The sequence below is a fragment of the Bradyrhizobium sp. BR 10261 genome (assembly GCF_019455395.1).
In the GTDB taxonomy this organism is placed as follows: domain Bacteria; phylum Pseudomonadota; class Alphaproteobacteria; order Rhizobiales; family Xanthobacteraceae; genus Bradyrhizobium; species Bradyrhizobium manausense.
The window spans coordinates 110,827-130,107 of the sequence record NZ_JACOFQ010000003.1 but is presented as its reverse complement, the minus strand read 5'-3'; the positions used below and the strand labels follow the sequence as shown (position 1 = coordinate 130,107).

The 19,281-nt window shown below is 60.4% G+C and carries 20 protein-coding genes, 1 tRNA gene and 1 pseudogene; 9 read left to right on the top strand and 13 right to left on the bottom strand.

The features are described from left to right. Positions 1-195: 195 nt before the first annotated feature. From HYH07_RS04450 to HYH07_RS04435, 4 genes and pseudogenes are all read right to left on the bottom strand, one after another. Positions 196-801: a TetR/AcrR family transcriptional regulator gene (locus tag HYH07_RS04450; protein ID WP_220001327.1), complete on the bottom strand. Its 606-nt coding sequence runs from the start codon at positions 799-801 to the stop codon at positions 196-198. A gap of 755 nt (positions 802-1,556) precedes the next feature. Next, positions 1,557-2,429: an IS110 family transposase gene (locus tag HYH07_RS04445; protein ID WP_220001326.1), complete on the bottom strand. Its 873-nt coding sequence runs from the start codon at positions 2,427-2,429 to the stop codon at positions 1,557-1,559. A 37-nt stretch (positions 2,430-2,466) separates the two neighbouring features. Beyond that, complete coding sequence (locus HYH07_RS04440; RefSeq protein WP_220001325.1) at positions 2,467-2,979, bottom strand: Phasin protein; 513 nt, start codon at positions 2,977-2,979, stop codon at positions 2,467-2,469. Between the two features lie 232 nt (positions 2,980-3,211). Continuing rightward, positions 3,212-3,865, bottom strand: a pseudogene (locus HYH07_RS04435) (alpha/beta hydrolase family esterase); the annotation flags it as partial. A 997-nt stretch (positions 3,866-4,862) separates the two neighbouring features. On the opposite strand from HYH07_RS04435, the gene HYH07_RS04430 reads away from it, so the two are divergent. After that, positions 4,863-5,207, top strand: coding sequence for a hypothetical protein (locus HYH07_RS04430; RefSeq protein WP_220001324.1), 345 nt, complete (start codon positions 4,863-4,865; stop codon positions 5,205-5,207). A 134-nt stretch (positions 5,208-5,341) separates the two neighbouring features. Further along, positions 5,342-6,049 carry a recombinase family protein gene (locus tag HYH07_RS04425; protein WP_220001323.1) on the top strand — a complete coding sequence of 236 codons (708 nt, stop codon included), beginning with the start codon at positions 5,342-5,344 and terminating at the stop codon, positions 6,047-6,049. 411 nt (positions 6,050-6,460) lie between these two features. Here HYH07_RS04425 and HYH07_RS04420 read toward each other — a convergent pair whose 3' ends face one another. After that, positions 6,461-7,228: a hypothetical protein gene (locus HYH07_RS04420; RefSeq protein WP_220001322.1), complete on the bottom strand. Its 768-nt coding sequence runs from the start codon at positions 7,226-7,228 to the stop codon at positions 6,461-6,463. Beyond that, the gene (locus tag HYH07_RS04415) at positions 7,221-7,712 is read right to left on the bottom strand and encodes a hypothetical protein (RefSeq protein ID WP_220001321.1); all 492 of its coding nucleotides are present in this window, start codon (positions 7,710-7,712) and stop codon (positions 7,221-7,223) included. The genes HYH07_RS04420 and HYH07_RS04415 overlap by 8 nt, the downstream gene beginning before the upstream one ends. Positions 7,713-8,658: 946 nt before the next feature. Here HYH07_RS04415 and HYH07_RS04410 point away from each other — a divergent pair. The 3 genes from HYH07_RS04410 to HYH07_RS04400 all read left to right on the top strand — a co-directional run bounded on the left by HYH07_RS04410 (position 8,659) and on the right by HYH07_RS04400 (position 9,423). Continuing rightward, a complete protein-coding gene (locus HYH07_RS04410) occupies positions 8,659-8,829 on the top strand; it encodes a hypothetical protein (protein ID WP_220001320.1) in 171 nt (56 codons plus the stop codon). Between the two features lie 153 nt (positions 8,830-8,982). Further along, positions 8,983-9,201 (top strand): hypothetical protein, encoded by a 219-nt coding sequence (locus HYH07_RS04405; protein ID WP_220001319.1) that lies wholly within the window; start codon positions 8,983-8,985, stop codon positions 9,199-9,201. A gap of 39 nt (positions 9,202-9,240) precedes the next feature. Continuing rightward, positions 9,241-9,423 (top strand): hypothetical protein, encoded by a 183-nt coding sequence (locus tag HYH07_RS04400; protein ID WP_220001318.1) that lies wholly within the window; start codon positions 9,241-9,243, stop codon positions 9,421-9,423. Positions 9,424-10,874: 1,451 nt separating this feature from the next. On the opposite strand, the gene HYH07_RS04395 is transcribed toward HYH07_RS04400, so the two are convergent. The 4 genes from HYH07_RS04395 to HYH07_RS04380 all read right to left on the bottom strand — a co-directional run bounded on the left by HYH07_RS04395 (position 10,875) and on the right by HYH07_RS04380 (position 13,709). Continuing rightward, positions 10,875-10,951, bottom strand: a tRNA-Arg gene (locus tag HYH07_RS04395). Between the two features lie 86 nt (positions 10,952-11,037). After that, positions 11,038-11,772 carry a hypothetical protein gene (locus tag HYH07_RS04390; RefSeq protein WP_220001317.1) on the bottom strand — a complete coding sequence of 245 codons (735 nt, stop codon included), beginning with the start codon at positions 11,770-11,772 and terminating at the stop codon, positions 11,038-11,040. 215 nt (positions 11,773-11,987) lie between these two features. After that, positions 11,988-12,626, bottom strand: coding sequence for an RraA family protein (locus HYH07_RS04385; RefSeq protein ID WP_220001316.1), 639 nt, complete (start codon positions 12,624-12,626; stop codon positions 11,988-11,990). 63 nt (positions 12,627-12,689) lie between these two features. Continuing rightward, on the bottom strand, positions 12,690-13,709 hold the full coding sequence (locus tag HYH07_RS04380) for an alpha/beta hydrolase (RefSeq protein WP_220001503.1): 1,020 nt from the start codon (positions 13,707-13,709) through the stop codon (positions 12,690-12,692). Between the two features lie 210 nt (positions 13,710-13,919). Here HYH07_RS04380 and HYH07_RS04375 point away from each other — a divergent pair, with 210 nt between their 5' ends. Continuing rightward, a complete protein-coding gene (locus HYH07_RS04375) occupies positions 13,920-14,528 on the top strand; it encodes a hypothetical protein (RefSeq protein ID WP_220001315.1) in 609 nt (202 codons plus the stop codon). Positions 14,529-14,649: 121 nt separating this feature from the next. On the opposite strand, the gene HYH07_RS04370 is transcribed toward HYH07_RS04375, so the two are convergent. Beyond that, the gene (locus HYH07_RS04370; protein ID WP_220001314.1) at positions 14,650-14,865 is read right to left on the bottom strand and encodes a hypothetical protein; all 216 of its coding nucleotides are present in this window, start codon (positions 14,863-14,865) and stop codon (positions 14,650-14,652) included. Positions 14,866-14,882: 17 nt separating this feature from the next. After that, positions 14,883-15,890, bottom strand: a complete 1,008-nt coding sequence (locus HYH07_RS04365) for a 2-dehydropantoate 2-reductase (protein ID WP_220001313.1) — start codon at positions 15,888-15,890, stop codon at positions 14,883-14,885. Positions 15,891-16,060: 170 nt separating this feature from the next. Between HYH07_RS04365 and HYH07_RS04360 the strand changes: the two genes are divergently transcribed. After that, a complete protein-coding gene (locus HYH07_RS04360; protein ID WP_220001312.1) occupies positions 16,061-16,645 on the top strand; it encodes a YidB family protein in 585 nt (194 codons plus the stop codon). 134 nt (positions 16,646-16,779) lie between these two features. Then, the gene (locus HYH07_RS04355) at positions 16,780-17,052 is read left to right on the top strand and encodes a GlsB/YeaQ/YmgE family stress response membrane protein (RefSeq protein WP_194465723.1); all 273 of its coding nucleotides are present in this window, start codon (positions 16,780-16,782) and stop codon (positions 17,050-17,052) included. 142 nt (positions 17,053-17,194) lie between these two features. Here the strand turns inward: HYH07_RS04355 and HYH07_RS04350 are convergent, their stop codons facing one another. Then, positions 17,195-17,980: an SDR family NAD(P)-dependent oxidoreductase gene (locus tag HYH07_RS04350; protein WP_220001311.1), complete on the bottom strand. Its 786-nt coding sequence runs from the start codon at positions 17,978-17,980 to the stop codon at positions 17,195-17,197. A 232-nt stretch (positions 17,981-18,212) separates the two neighbouring features. On the opposite strand from HYH07_RS04350, the gene HYH07_RS04345 reads away from it, so the two are divergent. Continuing rightward, positions 18,213-19,277, top strand: a complete 1,065-nt coding sequence (locus HYH07_RS04345) for an acyl-CoA dehydrogenase family protein (RefSeq protein ID WP_220001502.1) — start codon at positions 18,213-18,215, stop codon at positions 19,275-19,277. The last annotated feature ends 4 nt before the right edge of the window (positions 19,278-19,281 follow it).

The following is a 19,281-nucleotide window of genomic DNA, read 5'->3' as shown; positions in this document are numbered from 1 at the left end:
GTCTCCGGATCAGGCAAACATGGCCGGTCTGGAAGGTGCGCTTCCAGCCCGGCGGCCTCTGTTAGCAATTTTCACACCAGCGAAGCAAATCAGCCGCGGACGATTTTCCATCAGGGTACGTCGACTGCGACTGACCTGGTTGGTTTGGCTTGTCGATTTTCACGGCGGGATTCAACCCGGCCGCTTGTATGCCCTTCACTTGATCTTGGCCACCGCTGCCTTCGTGGCGTTCGTGAGCAAGGCGCAGATGGCGGAGACGGATCTCGCTCCCGAGAGCATCCGAAAGGTCGCGCAGCTGGTAAGGACGTAAATCAGATCGACAGCATCGCGCTTGGCGCTGATCGGCGTGTCTTTGGCAGCTATTCGTGCAATCAATTCTCCAATGAGCGGCCGCCGACGCTCGTTCCGCGCCGCGAGCGCTTGGGCGAATTCCAGGTCAATCGCCATGGCGTCATGAAGACGCGCCACCGCGGGGTCGCTGTCCCAAAATTCGCAGAAGATCCGAACCATCATCTCGAGGCCCTTTTCAGGCTCGGAATGGGCAGCGGCGTCCTCCAGGCGTGCGAGCCCTCCCCGGCGGGCGATATCATCAAACACTGCTTCGAGCAGCCCACGGCGCGAGCCGAATTGGTTGTAGACGGTCAAGCGCGTCACCTTTGCCGCTTTTGCGACTGCGTCGAGCGAAAAGGTGGTGATGCTGTCCTCCTCGCGAAGGAACCGCGCAGCGGCCTGAACGACCTGGTTCCGTTTCGCCGCGGCGGCCTCAGCCCGCGCCACGCTGACATAGGCACGCTTAGGCACGTTCCGCCTCTTGAATTTCAATATACATCATGTATATCCAAATAGCTTCGTGCAAAAGGTCTAGATCCCTATGCAGCCGGTTCTGCTTATAGCCATTTCGCTCCACATTCTCGCTGCCACGTTCTGGGCCGGCTCGACTTTCGCATGCGCTCGGATGACGGGGAATGATGGTCAGCAACTGTTCGCTCCGCAGTTGGGCGCGGCTGCCGTGGCGGTGCTGTCAGGTGCTTACCTTTGGAAGGCATTGCATGAGGGTTCGTTTGGGCCCACGGAGCAGCTTTTGGGCGCAGGCGCCGTGGCGGCAATCGTGGCGCTCGTTATTCAAATAACCGTCATCCGTAGCGCGTTGCGGAGGCTGCGGACGTCCCCGGGGGACCAGCCAAAGGTGCGATCTCAATTGGCGATGGCGTATCGCGGCGCGGCTATTCTTCTCGCAGTCGCAGTGCTCGCCATGGCCGCGTCGCGCTATGCCTAGCCTCTTCTCCAAACAGAAGCGTGCGCAGAGGAAGCAATCGATGTCCCGATCACCCGGATCAAGTCATGAAGCCTACGACGTCGTGGTTCTTGGAGCTGGATATGCGGGCATGATGGCGGCTCTTCGAGTGGACTGCCAGCAGGTTGCAGGATTTTCACGAGCGCACCGAGTGGAAAGGATACGAGCTGGATGTCGAATATGAGCAGGATCTTCAAGAGAGATTCGATGCGAAGTTCGATATCGACGCCGCATTGCGCGCCTTTGCCCGACGTCGCGAGAACTACCGACGAGCGAACGCGCGAAGCTGGTCGCCCGCGTTAACGGCGTGCTCGGTGGCATCGTCGCGCCCGAGAGCTTCGTCGTGTCGCAGTCGTACTACTACGGCAGCGTCAGCGATACTGCCAAGCTTGTCCTTGCCCCCGCTCGAGTTCTGCTTCGGCACGAGCCCAACCCAGGCCGAGAAGTCCCGTCCCGATCGGAAGGCGTTGGCATCGGCAACGCTCGCGACCAACGCCGTTGCCAGCGCCGGCCCGACGCCAGGAATCGCGTCCAGCCGTTTGCTCGTCGCATTTGATCGATGCCAGGCGATGATGCGGCGGTCGAACTCCAGGATTTGGGCCTTCAGGGCCCGCAATTGGCTGCCGAGAGCCGCAAGACACGCGCGGGCCACCTCCGGCAGCCGGCGGTCATCAGTGTCGGCGACGACTTCCAGCAACTGCTCGACACCCTGGCGCCCGACAGGGGCGACGATCCCGAACTCGGCAAAATAGGCGCGGATTGAATTGATCACGGCAGTCTGCTGGCGGATGAAGAGATGGCGCGCACGATGAAGCATTAGACAGCTCTGTTGCTCGACCGTCTTGGCCGGCACGAACCGCATGTTCGGTCTCGTGACCGCCTCGCAAATCGCCTCCGCGTCGGTGCTGTCGTTCTTCTGCCGCTTGACGTAGGGCTTCACGTAGGCCGGAGGCATCAACCGCACCGTATGCCCCAATGTCTCCAGCTCACGGGACCAATAGTGCGATGAGGCGCAAGCCTCAATACCGACGAGGCATGGCGGCAGTTTCTCGAAGAACGCCAGGACGTGCCGACGCTTCAACTGATGGCGTATGACCACCTGGCCGGCTGCATCACCCGCAGCTGCGGTCCGCATTTGCGTCCATCCTTGCCGCGGCAGGTGCGGCTTGCAGTTATCGTCCCGGCAGAGCCGTGAGCTCTCGGGGCGGCTCGATGCGCCAGAACGGATATGCCGCCAGTTCTTTCGAATGCTGCGCGAACATATCGACCCGTCTGCTTGTAAACTCCGTAATGACGCCGAAAAATTCAGTTGGTGACCTGATGGTGGCGAATCTCAGGCCGAATTCAAAAGCAAATTGCGCGTTGGCCCCGGCTATCTCAAGAAGCTTCGCTTGATACGCCTGCATGCTTGCCGTCGCTAAAGCAAAGCCTTTCGTTGGATCGCTATCCGTTATTCTCTGACTGAGGTCATCTGGTAAGGCATCCGCCCGAGGCGCAATGATAGGAACCTCGTGTTTAGGATCATCATGAAGCTCAGGAGGCGGTTCGATCGAGACAGCCGCAGCAGATTGTAGTAAATTCTCTTTCGGGCTTCTAACAATGGCCTGCTTGTTCCGTTGGGCCCGCGCGGCCATTTTCGGAATGCGGGCGCGCTTTGGCCCTGTCGCCGGTTTGCGTTTGCTCATCTGACGCTCCAAGAAAATGGGGGTGCGACCACAACGGTCATTTCTCAAAGGACAACAGGCTTTGTGACGTGGCGTTCCAAGCCCGTGCATTGTTGGAGTCCCGCATGAACTGAGATCAATCCACGTTCTGCGATGTCGACGATGATTTCAGGTAGCAACTCCAATCAACAAACGTCTAACTGGCGATCTTCCCGACCCCTGCTCAACGGCGTCAGTCTGAGAACAAGCCAGACTACCCACCGAGCGAATGCTCGAGGAAGAAGCGCAGCATTTCCCTCGTCGCATCCGGCCCTTGCGGATCAGTGTAGGACCCGGCGGGGCTGCCGCCTGACCACGCGTGTCCGGCGCCATCGATGTTCCAGTGTTCGGAAATCGCCCGACCGGCCCCGTCGATCAGGACGGTGCGCGTATAGGCATGGCCGTGGGGTACGCGTCCGCGAAGTACCTTCGTCGTCGGCCTCGTTGCCCTGGCGGACTGCTCGATAATCTGATCGCCATTCTTTGGATGCACCGTAGTGTCGCGATCGCCATGGAAAACGATGGTCGGCACACAAGTTTTGCCGTCCGCAATTGCCTTGGAGCCGCCTCCCTGTCGCATGGCGACGAACGCGGAGGGAAGATCGCTCGCGGCTCCACACGCGAGGCCTGAATGAATACCGACGGCCGCGTACAGGTCGCTATACGTTGCGCCCATGATGGCGGCGGCGGCCCCGCCGGCCGACAGACCCGCGACGTATACGCGCTTCGGATCGATCACATGGTCGCGCATGATCTGGCGGGTAATGCCGGCGATCATCGAGGGCTCGCCCCCGCCGCGGCGCTGGTCGCTCGTGCGAAACCAGTTCCAGCACTTCGACTGGTTGGCTCCGCTCGGCTGCTCAGGATACGGGTCCTAACCGTTGGGTTCGAGTTCCAAAATACAATATGCCGAAGCTGGCAGTTCGGTTCCGTGTGAACATTGATTTTAGGGCAGCAAGTCCGGAAAGCAGCGGTCCCAGCCTCACACAAGGCAGGTCCAGTTCGCCCGTAACAGCGAACATACACACACCTCATACGCCCAACCTCGGCGCCGGGTTCATGGTGATGCCCGACACGTAAGTATGAAGCAAGACGCCAAGTTGGCATGTTGAGCCCCGGATGCCGCTTCATGAACCAGCCGATCCCCAACAGATCGCCTATTTGCCACCGGGCTCGCCTTGGCGCTTTTTTTGATCGGCCGCGTGAGGCTCCAAAAGATCACCTTCAAAAACACGCGCCGGATGGCTGTGCGCTCGCTCTGATCTATTGCGCCGAGCGCGCCTCTTGAGCGCGGATGGCTGGCGGATGAGTTGAGGCGATCGGAGATCGAGCCGTCGGGGGCGCTGAAATCCGGTTGAATTCGGCGATGGGCCGGCCGAGAGAGATGCACTCTCGATCAATGATCGCGGTGATCACGGCGATGCTCCATCTCAGATGGCGATTGCTGTCGTGTCGCCGTCTCCGGCTAACGACCGCCGCTGAGAACAGCCTCCTTTAGTGTTTGTCGCCGAGTATCCCGAAAAACTACGGTCCAGGACGCTGTCTTAAAATACTTTCCGCGAACGTGCCTTACCGAACAGACCAAACTAACCAGCAGCGTAGGATTTCAGACCGGCGACAGGCTTTCGGCCCGCCGCTTTGAGTGCACTTAGCCCCCCGCCCCAATCAAGACTTCCGTTCTTCCCATGACTGGGGGCGGGGTTTCTTCCGTCGGGGGCGTCGCACTTCAAAAAGAACAGTAGTGCGTGCGAACAGAATTGGCGTCGCCGCTAGTGAACAAGTTCACATATTGCGTCGCCGACCTAGAACTAAGGTGACTATGGAATTCGTGATGGAAATATCTCTGATCCGAGTGGGGTATTATCATGAAAAATCTGATCTTGATCGCAACTGCCATTGCCTCCATTGCCGGTGCAACGTCACATCAAGCTAATGCATGCACGTTGCGCCTTCCGACCTTTGAAGTAACGGGCTTTCCGATCTCGCGGCATCAAGTAGCAGTGCTGGGAGCCGAACAAGTTGAGGAGAGTTCGGTTACGCCAAAGCTAACCTTGGCCGGGATGCCCGCTTCTCCCCATCAGATAGCGGTTATGACGCCGCACCAAAAACCTCGAATAGTCGAGGCATCGGCGGATACTAGCCAACTCACCATCGGCCTAGCGAGGCCCAGCGCGCCGAAGAGCAACGGAGAGGTGTGTGTCTCTGACTGATTGATCATCCAGTCCGCGCGAGCGAGCCGCTGATGGGTGACCTGCAGAAAGCGCTGAGCTCACCTGAGCAGGAAGATTTACGGTCAAACTGAAGACCGTCACAACTCTTCAAGACTGCTTGATGGAGAGTGACGATGACCAGTGGCAAGTGGGTTTCCTATCTGCGGGTGAGCACTGGACGACAAGGCGCGTCAGGATTGGGGATAGAGGCTCAGCGCTACGCGGTCGCCGGCTTCCTGAACGGCGGCGAGTGGACGCTGCTCAAGGAGTTCGTTGAGGTCGAGAGCGGCGCGAAGGCCAACCGTCCCCAGCTCAATGAGGCGCTCAGGATGTGCCGCCTCTACGGCGCTAAGCTCGTAATCGCCAAGCTCGACCGACTTTCCCGCGACGCGCACTTCCTACTAGGGCTGGAGAGGGCTGGCGTAGACTTCGTGGCAGCCGACATGCCGAACGCCAACCGACTCACCATTGGCATCTTGGCGCTGGTCGCCGAGCAGGAGCGTCGCCTGATCAGCGAGCGCGTTAAGGCCGCGATGGCGGCGGCCAAGGACCGAGGCATCAAACTCGGCGGGAAGCGTCCGGGTGCGCTGTCTGCCTCTTGCAGGGATGCCGCCGCAACTGCCCTCAAGCAGCGGGCCGACTCGCGTGCGGCGGAGATCATGCCCGCAATCAAGGCGCTGCAGGATAGCGGCATGACCAGTCTGCGAGCCGTTGCTGCGGGTCTGAATGCACAAGGCATCCCCACTCCGCGCGGGTCAGATACTTGGCAGCCCGCTCAGGTGGCGCGTGTGCTCGGCAGGTGCTTCTCATCTAACAGTTGTGATCGCAATCGCTTATGGTGACGATGTGCATATTACCGGGTTCATCGTCACACCACCAACTCGGGCCTGAGAGAAAAAGGGGTATGGCGACAGGGGCGCAATGAGGATCCTGTGGCTGTTTGAGAGACATTGTCGGCGTCCTTCTGATGGACGTTGGCTTGCTGACGCGAGAGCCCGTTATCTGCGTACGCCGGAGCGCATGATCGAGTACTATAAACTGTCCCGCAAAGGACATCGGTCGCGCGATCCAACTGGGCTCGCAGTGCTGGTGCCTGTGGACACCATCCGAAAGATTGCGGCCACTCCGACGCCGGACCTGCCGCCTATCCTGAAGGAGGTCGTGTTTAAGATAGTTTCCAATAACAGCTCTTCTCGGAAGTTATCGACGGCCGCACCAGACGGCCCATTATCAGCCGAATGAGTAGCGAATTTCTACTCTGAGGGTTGCAGGTTCGATTCCTGCCGGGATCGCCAAACAGTTTCTGCCAACAACGATTTCAATGAGTTACCGTCATCATTGCCTAACTCGTCGGGCTGGTTAGGCAATCTGATGTCAAAACCGCCTTCGAGCTTTGTCATTGCTGCAACGGCAAGCTTCTTGCGCGCGGCTTCGCGACAGTAGCGCTCTATCTCGCGGATAACCTGGTCGACGTCCTGAGGCAGACCGCGCAAGTCCTTCTGCAGGATGTCCGCTGCGTCAGCCCACCTGTTGAATGTTTCCTGCCCGCTTCCAGTCTGAACGTTCTGAGAGGCAAGCGCGGTCTTCACCAATTCGTTGGCTTTTTCGATCAGACCGTCCAGCCAGCCAGCAATGTCCGCTGCTGTCGATTTAAACTGTGCAGCGAGTTGGGCCGATGACTGCTTCCACGCGCGATCAAACTCGGCGGCCTTGGCAACAGTGGCGCCGTCAATCACGGCGCCTGCAGCGTTCGCGCCCTGTGCGATATCCTCAAAGGACTTGCTGCCATTGCGAAGTGCTTCAACCCAGCTCTCAGACAGGCCAAGCATCTGCGCGGCTTTTGTCTTTTCTGGAATTGAGTCGAATTTGTTGATCAGACCGCCAGCTATCGTAAGAAGCTGATTGAGGCTGATAACCTGGCCGTTGCGGTCCTTGTACTTGATGTTGTTTGCATCAAGCAGGCGCGTAAGGGAGTTCTCGTTCCCCTTCGCGTCCGCCAAAAGGCTGGCCACCTTACGCAAGTCGGCGACAGACTCCTCCGATGAAACACCGCCCTACCCGGCAGCAAACTGAATCTGCTGGAAGCGCTCGGTGGTTAGTCCGGTAGGCGGGAGGAACGAACTCAGTATTCGCCCGCAACGCTTTGGCTTGCGCCTCGCACCGGGCCTTGTGCCACGTGCGATACGCCTCAGCGTGTTCCCGGATTTTTGCGATGTAGATCGGCGCGCCGTCTACGGTGTGCCCTGCGCACGAGATAAAATCGTTCTCAAGCAATTCGCGAATTGCCTTTGCAACCGTGCGCGGGCTGCAGCCGATCGCTTTGGCGAGATTGTTATGACCGACGCTGGAGCCGCCAAATTGCAGTGTCGCGTTTGCCAACTTCGAGGCGAGCCGAATAGACGTGCCCATTTTCACTGTATGAAGAACTGCGCCATCGAATGCGTTGGCAAGCGCCGCCTGGCGCTCAGTCGCGCAATGTGAATCCCTGAACTGCTCAAGAGTCATGGCTGCCTCTGTAGAGGTTCGGCTGTGGTGTCATCATCAAAACAAATACGTATTTTCACGAACAATGGGGCATCCGATAAACACATCGCCCTTGCCAATTAGTGCAACTTCCGAGCCCGCGCACTAAATGACTGCCTCCAAATTTGCTGGAGCGGGAAGCCAGCGCGGGCCCGGTAAAAGGGCTGGTCGCGAATAATGTGCCCTGACAAATGTGGTTGGCGCCGCGACGAAGTGTAAAGTTGATGATTGAGCCGGACCGGCTTGGCGGTCACTCAAGCGACGGCCGCAGGCGCTGCCCTGAGACAGATCCTGCGGCCGGTGCCGCGACAGTCCGCACGATCGGCGCAGCATCGGATAGTGGCATGAAAGGCTGCGCCAACAAATCTTTCACGGTGAAAGATTTGGCTCCAACAGCTCTGTATGCTCTGGCCGCCCCTTCGACGGGCGCCCGGTCCACATAAGAAAACGGCCCCAGCTTTTGGCGGCGGCTGGGACCGTTGGAATTTACTCCGGGCCACGGGGGCATGGGGCCGGAGCACAGCACCAATCCCGTCGCTTGCCAGTCGTTCCTGGACTATCTAAGGGATTGAGGCGGCCCAACTCACACGCGGGCCATACTTCTACGTGTTCCGCTTATAAATACACGCCACGAGAACAAATGCGGTTCCATATAACCTGCAAAATGTTCTTGTCCGCAGAACTACGGGGCCCGGGTCTTTGTTCTCCGGCCGGAGAACTACGGGCCGCTGTCGTGTGTGGCGCTTCAACCGCACGACGTGCCGCTGGCGCTGCCAGACGTCGAGGTCATGCCCATCCAGCAAGGCGACGGCGAATATGGCGACCATAAAATTGCCTATATATTTCTCATTTAATATTACTTAATATTGGAACTTTAATTGTAAGTGTAAAGCTGGGCATCTCCCAAGCACGCATTGCAGGGGGTGGCATGGATAGAGATCACCTTGACGCGATGTCCATTGATGAGCTTTGGGCGCTGCACACGGACGTGGATCGGACGCTTGCTGTCAAACTGAGCGCGGCAAAGCGCGACCTTGAGGAGCGGCTTAAACAGCTCGGGCAGACAGCGGATTGGAAGGAGCGGGAGATAAAGCACTGAAAAGGTACGACGGAGCCCCCGGCTAGGGCGTTATAATTCGTGATTATTTTTTGAATCAAAATTATTATTTTTGACTTGTGATGTGATTTAAATACTAAGCGCGGCGCGGCCCCTCCTATTCATTTCCTTTGCGCCCGCTCGGAAGGTCCGGCCATGACTGGTCTTCATCATTTCCAGAATTCCCCAGCGTCAATACGATCGGCCGCTCCATTCGAATTGGCTAACTTGCCCGAGGTGGGCAGTTTCGGCGGTCGAGCCGAGGCCGCTGCCGCTGTTCTTCTGCACCGCTTCGAAGCGCTCGCTGCTCAAATTGCCGAGTTGGAAGCACTTCGCGGACGCGTCCTTGAGGCTGAGCAGAAGATCGCCTCTTGAGCTGAACAACGCAGCCGCCTAGCAACTAAAGGAGGTTCCATGCCCTCGGAAGACGAAGATCGGCGTGAGTTTTTGAAGACTTGCGGAAAATTCGCAGCGGTCACACCGCCCATCATGACCATGCTGCTGTCCACCTCCCTCACGTCAAAAGCTATTGCCCATTCCGGAGGTGGGGGCGGGCACGAGCACCACGAACACCATCACCACCACGACCGCGACTAGCGTTTAGGACAATGAGGAATGAGGCCGTTGGACTACTCCGGGCCACGGGGGCATGGAGCCGGAGCACAGCAACAATCCCGTCGCTTGCCGGTCGTTCCTAGGAAAAAGGCTGCGGCAAGCTTGCGAGAACCGGTCCATCGTCAAACGCGCGTTCGAACGATGGACCGTCCCGGGTGGATGTCGCGAAGCTAGAGGGATCTAGGGCATCGCGCCACAGACCGAGATATCAATCCTCTTTGCCCGAGAGGCGTTCCTTGGGCCGCGCGTCGACTTAGGGGCCTTCCTTCAGAAGCACCAGAGCTTTACGGATGCCTGCGCCCTAGCTCGCGCCAATAACCGACCAGCGCGCGCCACTCAAATGCAACTATCGTGAGGGCAATCAGCGCCGTCCCGACGCCGGACATTATCAAAAGCATTTCAAGCATCGAATCACCCCGCAATGGGCGAGGTTCCTAAGTACCAAAGTAATCTGGCGTTCCTATAATTATTTCGGCCCCTGCAGCCCGGGCGACCTCAGCCATTCGCTTATGTGCGAACCAGTCTCTGCCTGTCGCGCCCTGCGAAGGGCGGCTTCGCGCACAGGGCCATGAGGGAGCGATTCGGCCTCCTCGCGGAGGCGCCTCGCCTCTTCGGCAAGGCGGTCTTCAAGCGAAAGGGTCTGCTTTACTCTGCGGCGCTCTGCCACGGCGCGCCCTCCTTTCGTTATGACCGGCATAACGAAACCATCTACAAACAGTTCCAATTCTGAAACCGTTTGTTCCTATATGCAACCTTAGAGAGATTTATTCGGTTGTGCGGTTGTGTTTCGGACAAAGCCGGCGCAAGGAGATTTGGGAGCATGTGCAGTCTGAAAAGGATTCCGTTGGTGAAACAAATTGTACCACCAATGAAATCAGGAGAGATGGACGAAGGAAGGGTGAGCAACACAAAAAGAAGTTCGCTGCTGAGATTGCCGAAGTAACCGGCCCATACCCGCCCAGCCCGGTTAGGCAGTCACGGAAATTCTATATTGAAAGCAATGGCTGGAAAACTGCCTAACCTTGGTCTCAAGCTATTGAATTAGCTGGGTTCTATCAGTCCTGCCGAGATCGCCACTTCATCTTGCCTCTTCAGTATTTTCAATGGGTTGACGGTCAGTTTGGCTCACCGGTTTCGAAGGTGAGCCAACACCCGTTCCGGAAATGATCTTCGCAGCCGCATTTTCGGCGAGCTTTATGCGGTTAGCCTCTTCGATGTAGCGTAAGCGGGTATGTCCTGCGCGCGCGCAATGCGTATGCAATGGATCGCGCCCTGCAAATCGGTCGGCTCTGTTGGGCTTCGGAACCGGCGCGCGGGCTGTGACCATCCCGGCCGCAACCGCAGTTGAGCTATCAGCTGGGCTGTGTGCCCCTAAGTTGCCCCTAAAACCCGGGTCACCTGGAGGGCGTTACGATGTAACCCATTGATCTGTATGGTGATCCCGGCATGACTCGAACATGCGACCTACGGTTTAGGAAACCGCCGCTCTATCCGGCTGAGCTACGGGACCGCGGAACCCGCCCATGAGACGGGTTGCCTGGAGCTGTTCATATCAAAGCGAGCGCCGAATCGGAAGCCCCCGCTGCCTTCTAGGTTTCATTTTGCAGCAGATTGGCTCACCGCGGCCAGAAGCCGGTCTTTGAATTCGCCTTTCAAGGTCACGTATACGCTGGACCATTGCCGGCTCCTGAACTCGCAGCGACCGCGGGGGCAATATGCTTGATCGTGATAGTCGCCGCTGAGAACGCCGAACAGGGTCATTCGGCCGCCCAGCAGACGAAGCAGCGCACTACCCGATGCCCCGACTGTGAACTCGCAGTTCGTTTCAAATATGGACCAGTCCCTTACGTCGCGGATCTGACATTCCTGCATTGTCTTGTTGAACGGCCCGTATCTGTCCGCCTTTCCTGCGGCCTCGATATCGTAACCGACAGCCGCCAGGACACGCTCCAGCTCGACAAGGATGTCAGCCCCTTCATAGATCTCGTAAGGCGTGACCTCTGCGGGAAAGGCGAGCTTTGCGACTGCCCAATCGCCGGCAACAGCTTTCGCCCCGTGTTCGAAGCAAGTGCCCATCCACAATTTTGCGGACAAAGGAACGGCCCGCTTCTCCGCTCCCAGATAGTACTCGAATATGCATTTGTCCGGCGACATCGGCGGCTTGCAAAGGTCTCGAAACGCGTGAGCCGCGGTCGTGATCACATCGCGCGCTCCAGTCACTTGAGCGCTGCTATCTCCACCTGGGCATCGCAGCACTCCACTGGCAGCAAAACGGCTTCGGACCGCGTCAGGGGAGAGACTGTTCGCTTTTGCGTAGACCTCTTCCGTCATTCGCCGCTCGCTATCGGCGGAGGCGACAGAGACCAACAGGACGAGAACGCCAGGCAAGACAGTTAAGCAATTCCTCACCACGCGAAGCAACCTCAGCATAAGAAATATGAGAGCCTTGACCGAAACAGAGATCGCGAAAAGCACTTTGAACGTAGCGATGGCCGAGTTCGGTCTAGGATCGATCCGGCCATGCCTTGACTTAAGCGGCGCCGTGTTCAGGACTTCCCGTAGGCCCCCTGGTAGCGGCCCTCGCGGATTGCCTTCAGCGTGTCGTCCTCGCGCTTGATCTGGACGCGCACCGCCTCCAGCAGGGCCGCGGCGCCGGCGGCGGGAAACGACACCACGCCGTCTTCGTCGCCGACCACGATGTCGCCGGGCGAGATCACGCTGCCGCCGATCGTAACGGGCACGTTGATCTCGCCGGGGCCGTTCTTGTAGGGGCCGCGATGAATCACCGCGCGGGCGAAGCAGGGGAAGTCGTCGGCGGCGAAGGCCGCGACATCGCGGATCGCGCCGTCGATCACATAGCCTTCGGCTTTGCGCCATTGCGCGATGTTTTTCATGATCTCGCCGACCAGCGCCCGGGTCTCGTCACCGCCGCCATCGACCACGATGACGTCGCCGGGGCCGACCAGCTCGAGCGCGCGGTGGATGGCGAGATTGTCGCCGGGCCGGGTGCGCACCGTGAAGGCCGCACCCACCAGCTTGCCGCTGCGATGATAGGGTTTCAGCCCGACCGCGCCCGGCAGCCGGCTGAGATTGTCGGAAATGATGGAGGTCGGCGCATTCCTGAAACCCTTGATGACATCGGCCGGCGGTTTCGGCACGCTGTTCGCTGCGATGGTAATCGTCATGGCGTTTGGTCCTTTTACGATCTTATTCGGCGTGCGCCCATGCCAGCCTTCAAGACATCCAGATCAGCGCTCCGCGCCGCAGCCAGGGATATCGAACAGCGCGGCGAGGCCGCATTTCGAGGTCAGCATCTTGTCGCCGTCATGGCCGACACCGGCGACGTCCCACACCCTGTGATTGGGCGTGCCGTGACCGCGCTTGGCCATCGCGTCGGCATAGGCATGACCGCGGACGTAGCGATTGGGGCCCTGTGCCTCGCCCATGCAGCTCTTGTCCGCCGCGGGCTTGGTGTCGAGCGTGCCGAGCAGATAGATCACGTCACGCTCGACATAGCGCTGCTCCAGCGCTTCAGGCGCTGCGTCCGCCAGATAAGGCGGCCGCCCGTCCATGCCGTATTTCCAGACATTGTAGCCCTGGCAGGACGCGGCAATCGCCGGCACCGGCCGTTCGCCGCTGAAATAAGCATAGGACGACGGATTGGCGACCACGTAGCGAACGCCGATATGCTGACGCGACAGCGCGGTCTCGCCCTTGCCGGCGATGGCGTAGCGTTGCGCGACCTGGCCACCGCCGGAATGACCTGACATCACGACCTGCTTCAGGTTCGGGAAGATGCGGCGGTCGGAGAGCTTTGCCAGGATTGCATCGAGCGCCGCGAAAGAGGAAACCGGATTGGGCGCAAGCGCGGCTTCGCCGCCCTCCCATCCCACCAGCGACCAGCGCAGCATATCGCTGGGCAGCTTGTGGGCGTCGATATCGACCTGCGCCAGGAACTGCGGCACGATCATGAGCGCGCTCTTGCCATCGTCGCCGGCAGCGACCTGCGCGGTGTGGGCCGAGATGTAGTATTCGTCGGCATTGCGCAGGCGGCCATGCAGCACGATGACGGCGCGCGAGATCGCAGGCAACGGCATCGACCAGTCGCTGGAGAGATAGAGCGGCAACAGCCCCTGCCCGCCGACCGAGAGCCGCGCATCGGCCACGATCTTCACCGGCTTGTCGTGAGGGACCTCGTCCTCCGCGGCCAGCGCAGGGCCGCAAATCAGCACCAAAGCGATTGCAGCCATCCAGCTCAGCGCTCTCATGACGAACATGTCCCTGTCGCATCGAACCGAATAAAATTCTAAGCGCATCATGTGCTGCGGGGCTGTGACTCCCGAGCCACGTCAAGCAAAAAATGTCAGCAGCCCAGCCATGAAATTCCCGGGTTCCATGGGTGACAAGCCGGCGAGAAAGAGGCAAAAATCAGCCACGAATCAGTCTGGGTTGAGTTTCGCAAGGAATGCTCTCTTAGAATGTCTGACGTAGTTGCATCGCGTCGCGCGGCGCAGTTTCTCGTTGCCGCAGCAGGATTATTTCTGCTGACATTGCCGCATGCCCAGGCGCAATGGTGGAAGCGCGCGCCTGTCGATTTCGAGGAATGCGCCGACGCTGCCGAAAGATCCGCAAGCAAGGCCGAAAAGACCGCAGCACTGGCAGACTGCAATGCAAAGTTCGCGGGCCGCCGCAAGGCAGGCGGCGGCTACACCTATTACGACTTCCTCCAGGATCGCAGCTTCGACATCGCAGGTCCCAACCCGACGCCGGAAGAGCAGAAGAGGATCGACGAATCCTACACTGCCTATCTCGCCAATCAGCGCCGCAGCAATGAAGCGGCACGGGCGACCGCGCGGCAGCAGCACGAGCAGCAGGAACAGCAAGTGCAGCAGCTTCAGCAGGTCGCGCTGCGCACCGAGGTCGAGCGCGTGCCCGTTCCGGTCGAGCGGCCGAAGGTGTTGCGACAGAAGGGCGCGCCCTGCACCAAGGGCTCTTTCACCTGCGAATGGCCGCGCCTGTCGGAAAGTCTGAGCGAGTTGAAGAAGCTGTTCAGCCCGACGCCCAGCAAGCCGGCGAAGAAGGGGTAAGCTGTCTCCACATCCGTCGTTGCGAGCGCAGCGAAGCAATCCAGAGTCTTTCCGCAGAGGGATTCTGGATTGCTTCGCTGCGCTCGCAATGACGGAGTGGGATGCAGGTCCGCACCAAATCCTAGTGCGTATGGATCTTCTTCGAGCGCTTAGGTTTGGACACCGGTGGAGTGGCGAGCTCAGGAGTTGTCGTCGAACCGTTCAGCGCCTTGCGGCTCTCCTGCAGGCGCGCGTCATAGCCGGGAGAATTCATGACGGTCGGTGGCCTCGCGTAAGCGAGCGTCGATGCCTCGCAGAGCGCGGTCAGCGCGAGCCCGATCCTAAGGCAACGCCTCATTGGTTCCTCCGTCGTTCTCAAACCACGCCGCGAATCTGCTGCGGCGAAAGCCGCGGCGGGCCTTTGCCTGATGTCTCCGCCTCCTTGATCAGCGCAACAATGCGGCGCATCAGCGGCACTTCGACATTATTCTGCTCAGCAAGCGCGATGACCGCGCCTTGCAGATAGTCGATCTCGGTCCTGCGGCCCTGCTTCAGATCCTGCCACATCGAGGAGCGCGCCTGCGGATCGATCTTCATCGTGCGTCCGAGGATCGCGTTGAAGATCATGTCGGGCAGTCGCAGCAAGGTCGGCGTCCAGTCCGGCGGGATCGGTGTCGCCGAGGCCGGCGTGATGCCGGCGGCCTTGAGCACGGCGAGGCCTTCAGCCATCTGGTCGGCGAACAGCCGTCGCCAGTCACGGCTTGCCAGTTGGGCCGCGAGCGGCATGTCGGACAACGCGCTGAGCGCATTGTTCAGATTGATGATCAGCTTGCCCCATTGCACGGCGGTGATGTCGCGGTTGGCACGCGTCTTGAGACCGGGTACCGAGAGCGCCGCCGCCGTGTTGTCCGCGTCCTCGCCGACAATAATGTCGCCCGAGGTCGAACGATGGAAACGTCCCTCGCCCATCGCGACCACGTTGAACGGCACCATGCCGGCGAGCACGCGGCGTTCGCCGAGACGTTCGTTCAGAATGGCAACGTTGCCGACGCCATTCTGCAACGACACGATCACGGCATCCTGCGGCGCGTGCTGCGCGATCTGGTCCGCGACGTCAGCCGTGTCGGCGCTCTTGACCGTGACAAGCACGATGCCGGCACTGTGGAAGATCGCAGGATCCTCCGACAGCGCCAGCTGTCCCGCATCGAGCTTTGTCTCGGAGCCGTCGAAATCCGTCAGCCGCAGGCCGAACCGCTCGATCTCGGTCTTCACCCGCGGCCGCACCAGCAGTGCGACCCGGCGACCGGCAGCGGCGAGCTGACCTCCGACAAAACAGCCGATGGCGCCCGCGCCTGCCACAACGATCGGTCGATTCGTCACCACCTGACTTGCTCCCCGAATGACCCGTTCTCGATAGCAGAGGCGGGGCCGGCTGCCCATCGCGACCACGGCGCAGCTGCCTTGTAACCGTCATGAGAGGCCCATATGTTTTCGCTCCGGGGGCGCTGTCAGCGGCGAGAGCTCGCCGAACGAGAACGCCAAAGGAGAGCACCATGGGTCTACTCGATGTCCTCAACGGCATGCAGAACGGGCCCCGTGGCCCGAGCACGCCGAGCTCACAATCCTCCTCCGGCGGCATGTCGCCGATGACCATGGCGATCCTCGGCCTGCTCGCCTGGAAGGCATTCAAGCATATGACCGCAAGCCAGCCTGGCGCCGCGCCGCAATCGGCGCCGACACCTGTTCCCCCACCTGCGAATGCAGGCCCGGGTGGTGCCCTCGGCGGTGGTGGCGGCCTCGGTGATATTCTCAAGGGTGGCCTCGGCGGCCTGCTCGCGGGTGGCGCGGCCGGCACCGTGCTCAGTGGCGGCCTCGGCGATCTCCTCAACCAGCTCCAGCAGAGTGGTCACGGCGAGACCGCAAACACTTGGGTCGGCAAGGGCGAAAACAAGCCGATCGCACCCGGCGATCTCGCCAATGCGCTCGGCGCCGACCAGATCCAGAGCCTGTCGGCTCAAAGCGGCCTGTCGCGCGATGAGCTGCTCTCGGGCCTCAGCCAGTATTTGCCGCAGGTGGTCGATCATCTGACGCCGGACGGGCGGCTGCCGACCGAGAACGAGCTCTCGGGACGAATTTAATCGAACTCCGATCTAAAGCGCGATGAGATTAGGATGAATCACAATCGCGCTTTAGGTTATTGTTTGAGCATGATCTCTTCGGAAAACCGCTGCACACTTTCCCGGATCATGCCGTTGGCAAGGGGAGCACTGACATGAGCATGGGCGGCCTGTTGTGGATCATCATCGTCGGCTTCGTTGCCGGCCTCATCGCGCGTTTTCTGGCACCGGGACCGAACAATCCGAGCGGCTTTATCCTCACCACCATCCTCGGCATCGCCGGCGCGTTTCTGGCGACCTTCGTCGGCCAGGCCATCGGCCATTACGGTCCCGATCAGGGCGCGGGCTTCATCATGGCCACGATCGGCGCTGTGGTGGTGTTGTTCATCTGGCACCGGCTGGTGGCAAGTGGCGTGATCAAGGGGTAGCGCCTTAAAGCGCCGCAGGGCACATTGCCTCCGCATCGTCATGCCCGGGCTTGACCCGGGCATCCACGTCTTTCGGTCCGCGCGGCAACACGTGGATGGCCGGGTCAAGCCCGGCCATGACGCGGAGAGAGCGCGCCGAAAACTACGTAATCAAATGCATCCCCGCATCCATGCGCACGGCTTCGCCGGTCATGTTGCCGGAGGTCGGCAGCGCCAGGAAGCAGACGAGCTGCGCGATGTCCTCGGCACGCGAGGCGACCTTGAGCGGTACCTTCGCCAACACGGCGTCACGCACTTTTTTTGCGCCTTCCTCGCCGCGGCCCTTGGTGAACCAGGGCGTATCGATATAGCCGGGACAGACCGCATTGACGCGGATCAGCGGCGCAAGCGCGACGGCCAGCGATCGCGTGAGGGTATTGAGCGCACCCTTGCTCGCGGCATAGGCCATCGATGAGCCAACGCCGTTGATGCCCGCGACCGAGGACACGTTGACGACCGCCGAGGTTCGCCCCGATGCCTTCGCGCCGGCCTCGAGCAGGCTGCGCGCGGCACGCACCATCTGGAATGGACCAACAGTATTGACGCCGTACAGGCGCTGGAAATCGTCCGCCGACAATCCGTCGAGATCACCATAAGCGACGTGCTTGGTGGTGCCGGCATTGTTGACGAGGATGTCGAGCTTGCCCCAGCCGCTCGCAGCCGCCACGATCCTGCGGCAATCGCCATCCTTGGAGACGTCGCCCTGCGCAACCAGCACTTCGGCGGCGCCCGCCTTGCGGCACGCTTCCGCCGTGGCCTCGGCTTCGGTCTTGCTCGACGAATAGTTGATGACGAGCCGCGCCCCGTTTCGGGCGAGGATTTCTGCGGTTGCAGCACCGAGGCCGGATGCGGACCCCGTCACGATTGCGCACAAACTGTCCTTGGCCATCCGGATGTCCTTCCCTCTGTAAGTTTCTGGCGCCCTGTTTAGCGAGTTTGCCGCGCCCTGCAAATCGAGCAAACTCCGCTAAGCGGAATTAGCTTATCGCCCATGCCCGCCCCGCAGGTGGACCTGCGATCAACGCTTGTCAGGGCCATGGCTTTTTCGGATCATCCGGCGCAAGAAGAGTTCGCGCACCGCCCCTTGGGTGGACGCGCCAATGGCAAACACGGGGAACGCTGTGGCGGAGAGTGACAATATCGTCGTCGAGACCGCGGAGAAAATCTTCGCCGATCTTGCCGATCCGCAAACCATCAACAACGACAAGAACAATTCGTGGCAGGTGCCGCTGTGGCAGGCGCTGAGCGAAGCCGGCTTGCCCTTGTCCTGGGTGCCGGACGATCTCGGCGGCTCCGGCGCCAGTCTGGCCGACGGATTTGCGCTGCTGAACGCCGCTGGCCGCTTCGCGGTCGCGGTTCCTCTGGCCGAGACCATGCTGGCAGGCTGGCTGCTGGCGCAGGCGAAGATCGCCTCGCCCGATGGGGAGATGACGGTGCTGCCGGCCTCGCCGAAGGATCGCATCACTGTCGATGCCGATGGTGCCCTTTCGGGCCGCTGCCGCGGCGTGCCTTTTGCGAAATCGGCCAAGCATTTTGCGGTGCTGACGCACGGCAGGGACGGAATCGCGATCGCCCTGGTCGACGCGAGCAAGGCGCGGATCGATCCCGGCCTCAATGTCGGTTACGACCACAGCGATACCGTGACGCTGGACAAGCTCCAGCCCCTCACCATCAAGGCCGCGCCTGGTGGCTTTGACCAGACCGCGATGATGCTGATGGGCGGCGTCGCGCGCAGCCTGCAGATTGCAGGCGCACTGGAATCGATGCTCGACATCTCCGTGCGCTATTCCAACGAGCGCGTCGCCTTCGAGAAGAAGATCTCGAAATTCCAGGCGGTACAGCACAATCTCGCCCGCCTGGCCGGCGAATCCGCCGCTGCGCTTGCCGCTGCAACCTCGGCGGCTGATGCGATCGCGAACGCAAAGTCGTTCGACGACGAGGTCTATCTCGAAGCAGCCGCCGCAAAGATCCGCTGCGCGGAGGCTGCGGAAAAGGGCGGTGGCATCGCGCACCAGGTTCATGGCGCGATCGGCTTCACCATCGAGCACATCCTGCACCGTTACTCGCTACGGGCGCTGGCATGGCGCGACGATTTCGGCTCGGAAAGCTACTGGGCCGTCGAGCTCGGCAAGCTTGTCGCCTCAAGAGGGGCCGATCAATTGTGGCCGCTGGTCGCCTCACGCTGAGAAG

What these genes read in the sequence shown, in the direction of transcription:
- HYH07_RS04445 (WP_220001326.1), bottom strand. Translation starts at nt 2,429, where the DNA reads ATGCGGACCGCAGCTGCGGGTGATGCAGCCGGCCAGGTGGTCATACGC.
- HYH07_RS04440 (WP_220001325.1), bottom strand. Translation starts at nt 2,979, where the DNA reads ATGAGCAAACGCAAACCGGCGACAGGGCCAAAGCGCGCCCGCATTCCG.
- HYH07_RS04430 (WP_220001324.1), top strand. Translation starts at nt 4,863, where the DNA reads ATGAAAAATCTGATCTTGATCGCAACTGCCATTGCCTCCATTGCCGGT.
- HYH07_RS04425 (WP_220001323.1), top strand. Translation starts at nt 5,342, where the DNA reads ATGACCAGTGGCAAGTGGGTTTCCTATCTGCGGGTGAGCACTGGACGA.
- HYH07_RS04415 (WP_220001321.1), bottom strand. Translation starts at nt 7,712, where the DNA reads ATGACTCTTGAGCAGTTCAGGGATTCACATTGCGCGACTGAGCGCCAG.
- HYH07_RS04410 (WP_220001320.1), top strand. Translation starts at nt 8,659, where the DNA reads ATGGATAGAGATCACCTTGACGCGATGTCCATTGATGAGCTTTGGGCG.
- HYH07_RS04405 (WP_220001319.1), top strand. Translation starts at nt 8,983, where the DNA reads ATGACTGGTCTTCATCATTTCCAGAATTCCCCAGCGTCAATACGATCG.
- HYH07_RS04400 (WP_220001318.1), top strand. Translation starts at nt 9,241, where the DNA reads ATGCCCTCGGAAGACGAAGATCGGCGTGAGTTTTTGAAGACTTGCGGA.
- HYH07_RS04390 (WP_220001317.1), bottom strand. Translation starts at nt 11,772, where the DNA reads ATGACGGAAGAGGTCTACGCAAAAGCGAACAGTCTCTCCCCTGACGCG.
- HYH07_RS04385 (WP_220001316.1), bottom strand. Translation starts at nt 12,626, where the DNA reads ATGACGATTACCATCGCAGCGAACAGCGTGCCGAAACCGCCGGCCGAT.
- HYH07_RS04380 (WP_220001503.1), bottom strand. Translation starts at nt 13,709, where the DNA reads ATGAGAGCGCTGAGCTGGATGGCTGCAATCGCTTTGGTGCTGATTTGC.
- HYH07_RS04375 (WP_220001315.1), top strand. Translation starts at nt 13,920, where the DNA reads ATGTCTGACGTAGTTGCATCGCGTCGCGCGGCGCAGTTTCTCGTTGCC.
- HYH07_RS04370 (WP_220001314.1), bottom strand. Translation starts at nt 14,865, where the DNA reads ATGAGGCGTTGCCTTAGGATCGGGCTCGCGCTGACCGCGCTCTGCGAG.
- HYH07_RS04360 (WP_220001312.1), top strand. Translation starts at nt 16,061, where the DNA reads ATGGGTCTACTCGATGTCCTCAACGGCATGCAGAACGGGCCCCGTGGC.
- HYH07_RS04355 (WP_194465723.1), top strand. Translation starts at nt 16,780, where the DNA reads ATGAGCATGGGCGGCCTGTTGTGGATCATCATCGTCGGCTTCGTTGCC.
- HYH07_RS04350 (WP_220001311.1), bottom strand. Translation starts at nt 17,980, where the DNA reads ATGGCCAAGGACAGTTTGTGCGCAATCGTGACGGGGTCCGCATCCGGC.